The sequence below is a fragment of the Oleiphilus sp. HI0117 genome (genome assembly GCF_001635235.1).
This window is the reverse complement of the sequence record NZ_LWGA01001064.1, coordinates 1-3,590: the sequence shown is the minus strand read 5'-3', so window position 1 is coordinate 3,590 and position 3,590 is coordinate 1. Positions and strand designations below refer to the sequence as shown.

The following is a 3,590-nucleotide window of genomic DNA, read 5'->3' as shown; positions in this document are numbered from 1 at the left end:
TGAGCTTAGGTTCTGTCCTTTTGCTTGCTGCAATTGGCCTGGCAATTACCTTTGGCGTTATGGGCGTTATTAATATGGCGCATGGTGAGATGATCATGCTGGGCGCTTATACCACCTATGTGGTTCAGCTTCTGATGCCTAATGCTATCGACTATTCGATTTGGGTCGCTATTCCAGCTGCTTTCTTAGTCTCGGGTTTTGTCGGCATCTGCATTGAACGAGGTGTTATTCGTCACCTTCATGGTCGCCCGCTTGAGACGCTACTGGCGACTTTTGGTATCAGTCTTATCTTGCAGCAATTGGTTCGTACCGTATTTTCTCCACTTAACCGTCAAGTTGAAACACCTAGCTGGATGAGTGGCTCTTTAGATATCAATCCGGTTCTATCGCTTACGATGAACCGTCTTTACATTCTTGCCTTTGCCTTGTTGGTGTTTGGTCTATTGTTGCTCATTTTGAATAAGACCTCATTGGGGTTGAATGTTCGTGCGGTTGCTCAGAACCGTGATATGGCGAAAGCCATGGGTATTCGCACAGACTGGGTCGATGCGATGACCTTCGGACTAGGCTCGGGTATCGCCGGTATGGCGGGTGTGGCACTAAGCCAGCTAACGAACGTTGGACCAAATCTTGGTCAAGCTTACATTATCGACTCCTTTATGGTGGTGGTCTTTGGCGGGGTTGGAAACCTATGGGGAACCTTGGTAGCAGGCTTCAGCTTGGGTATCGCTAATAAATTCTTAGAGCCTGTTACTGGCGCGGTACTGGCAAGTATCCTGGTATTGGTATTCATCATCTTGTTTATTCAGAAAAAACCGAAAGGACTGTTTCCACAGAAGGGGAGAGCGGCAGAATGAGTATTTTAAGTACGCTGTTTGATCGCGGATTAATGGGCCGAGAAGGTCAGCCGGGGAGTCGAACCTTTCCATTTGTAATTCTTTTACTCGCCATCACTTTCCTTGCCTCTATCGGTAACTTGGTGATGCCTGAAGGTTCAGTGTTTTATGTCAGCACCTATACCATAACTTTGCTGGGTAAGTACTTGTGCTACGCCATGCTGGCTTTGGCAGTTGATATTATCTGGGGCTATTGCGGTATTTTGAGCTTGGGTCATGGTGCATTTTTCGCGCTTGGTGGCTACGGCATGGGCATGTATTTAATGCGTCAGATTGGTGACCGTGGTGTCTATGGTCACCCTGAGCTACCTGACTTTATGGTCTTTCTGAATTGGCAAGAGCTACCTTGGTTCTGGCAGGGTATGGATCAATTCTGGTTTGCGATGATCATGGTGGCATTGGTGCCTGGCTTGCTAGCTTTCGTGTTCGGTTGGTTGGCATTCAGGTCTCGAGTCACGGGTGTATATCTATCGATCATGACGCAAGCACTGACTTATGCATTGATGCTGTCTTTCTACCGAAACGAGATGGGTTTTGGCGGGACCAACGGCTTAACAGATTTCAAAGAGATACTAGGCTTTGATTTACAAGCAGACAGCACGCGAATTGGTTTGTTTGTCGCCACCTCAGTCATATTGTGTTTAGTGTTGCTAGCCAGTCATGCGATATTTAAATCACGCTTTGGCAAGGTTATTGTCGCGATTCGTGATGGTGAAAACAGAGCACGTTTTATTGGCTATCGTACTGAGCGCTATAAAGTTTGGTTGTTCGTCTACTCAGCTGTGATTGCGGCAGTAGCGGGTGCCTTGTACGTTCCTCAAGTCGGTATTATTAACCCAGGTGAATTCTCACCCATTAACTCTATCGAAATGGTGATCTGGGTAGCGGTAGGTGGCCGAGGAACTTTGATTGGTGCAGTTATCGGTGCATTGTTAGTGAATTTTGCGAAGACTAAATTCACCGCGATTATGCCAGATGGTTGGTTAGTCGCATTGGGTGCCTTGTTTGTCTTCGTTACGCTTTACTTACCAAAAGGCCTGATGGGCTTAATGGAGCAAATCAGAGACAAGCGAACGCTAAAGAAGAATAAATTAGAAACCGGGGAGACAGCATCATGAATGTACTCGATACCACGAGAGAAACGATGCGTCGAGACCAAGTATGGAGTTTCATGCGCGAAGACGATGTGCATGTTGATGTATCGAAGAACGTGATTCTCTATATCGAAGGCTTGTCAGTCAGTTTCGACGGCTTTAAAGCACTGAATGACATGAATCTCTACATCAACGATGGCGAACTTCGCTGTTTGATCGGTGCAAATGGCGCAGGTAAAACGACCTTGATGGATGTGATTACCGGAAAGACCCAATGTGACGAAGGCTCGGTTTATTTTGGTCAAACACATAACTTGCTGGAAAAAGATGAAGCAGAGATTGCTCAGCTAGGGATAGGTCGAAAGTTTCAAAAGCCCACAGTGTTTGAAGCGCATACAGTTCTGGATAACCTTGAGCTATCGCTAAAAACAAACAAGCGCGTGCTGCCCACTTTATTTTCTACACTTAGTTCGGAAGAGATAGGCCGAATTGACCACGTATTGGAAACAATTGGCTTGAAAGAGCACCGTATGATGCTGGCAGGTTCCTTATCACATGGGCAAAAGCAGTGGTTGGAAATTGGTATGTTGCTCGCGTCTGAGCCACGTTTGCTATTAGTTGACGAGCCGGTTGCTGGCATGACGGCACAAGAAACAGAACGAACCGCTGAGCTGTTGAACTCTTTAGCGGGTGAACACACCGTCGTGGTCGTTGAACACGATATGGAATTTGTTCGATCAATTGCCAAAACCGTGACGGTATTGCATCAAGGCTCTGTATTGGCAGAGGGGACTATGGACGAGGTGCAAAATAATAAAGATGTAAGGGAAGTGTATTTGGGTGATGAAACGGGTGATGAGGCTTAATTATGATTTCAATAAACAAGGTTAATCAGCATTACGGCGGCACTCAAATCCTTTGGGACTTGGACATGCAGATCGAGCCAGGTTCACGCACTTGTATCATGGGCCGTAATGGTGTCGGTAAAACTACCTTACTTAAGGCCATCATGGGGCTGCTTCCCGTCACCAATGGCGAAATATTAATGGATGGCCAGCCTTTGCAGGGAAAAACAGCGGAAGCTCGAGCACCCGCAGGTATTGGCTATGTGCCGCAGGGACGGGAGATCTTTCCATTACTAACCGTTGAAGAGAATTTACGTGTGGGTTTGCCTATTCGCAAGGGACGTTTAAAAGGTCAGGAAGGCGCGGGTGAAATTCCTCAGAAAATTTTTGATCTATTCCCTGTGCTAGGCGAAATGATGCATCGCCGCGGTGGTGACTTATCGGGTGGCCAGCAACAGCAGTTGGCCATTGGCAGAGCGCTGATTATAGAGCCTAAGGTGTTAATTCTGGATGAGCCAAATGAAGGTATTCAGCCTAACATTGTTAAACAAATTGGCGATGTTGTGATGAAGTTAAATGAAGAAGAAGGCTTGACGGTTATCCTTGTAGAGCAGAAACTTGGCTTTGCTCGACGCGTTGGACAATCCTTTAGGCTAATGGATAGAGGCCGTGTCGTGGCCAATGACACGATGGATAAGCTGAGTGATGACTTGATTAGTAAGTACTTGGCTGTATAAAGAGGTTATTACTCTCTC

At 46.5% G+C, this 3,590-nt stretch carries 4 protein-coding genes; all 4 read left to right on the top strand.

All coding sequences use genetic code 11. The features are described 5' to 3' along the window. The coding region (gene urtB, locus A3757_RS19060) for an urea ABC transporter permease subunit UrtB (RefSeq protein WP_068740106.1) at positions 1-857 on the top strand (857 nt) is incomplete at its 5' end. Then, on the top strand, positions 854-2,014 hold the full coding sequence (gene urtC, locus A3757_RS19055; protein ID WP_082870329.1) for an urea ABC transporter permease subunit UrtC: 1,161 nt from the start codon (positions 854-856) through the stop codon (positions 2,012-2,014). The genes urtB and urtC, both read left to right, overlap by 4 nt. Then, positions 2,011-2,856, top strand: a complete 846-nt coding sequence (gene urtD, locus A3757_RS19050; RefSeq protein WP_068740104.1) for an urea ABC transporter ATP-binding protein UrtD — start codon at positions 2,011-2,013, stop codon at positions 2,854-2,856. Before urtC ends, urtD begins: the two co-directional genes overlap by 4 nt. Before the next feature lie 2 nt (positions 2,857-2,858). Beyond that, positions 2,859-3,572: an urea ABC transporter ATP-binding subunit UrtE gene (urtE, locus tag A3757_RS19045; RefSeq protein WP_068513012.1), complete on the top strand. Its 714-nt coding sequence runs from the start codon at positions 2,859-2,861 to the stop codon at positions 3,570-3,572. Positions 3,573-3,590 lie beyond the last annotated feature (18 nt).

Coding starts and splice junctions, on each gene's coding strand:
- urtC (WP_082870329.1), top strand. CDS start 854: ATGAGTATTTTAAGTACGCTGTTTGATCGCGGATTAATGGGCCGAGAA.
- urtD (WP_068740104.1), top strand. CDS start 2,011: ATGAATGTACTCGATACCACGAGAGAAACGATGCGTCGAGACCAAGTA.
- urtE (WP_068513012.1), top strand. CDS start 2,859: ATGATTTCAATAAACAAGGTTAATCAGCATTACGGCGGCACTCAAATC.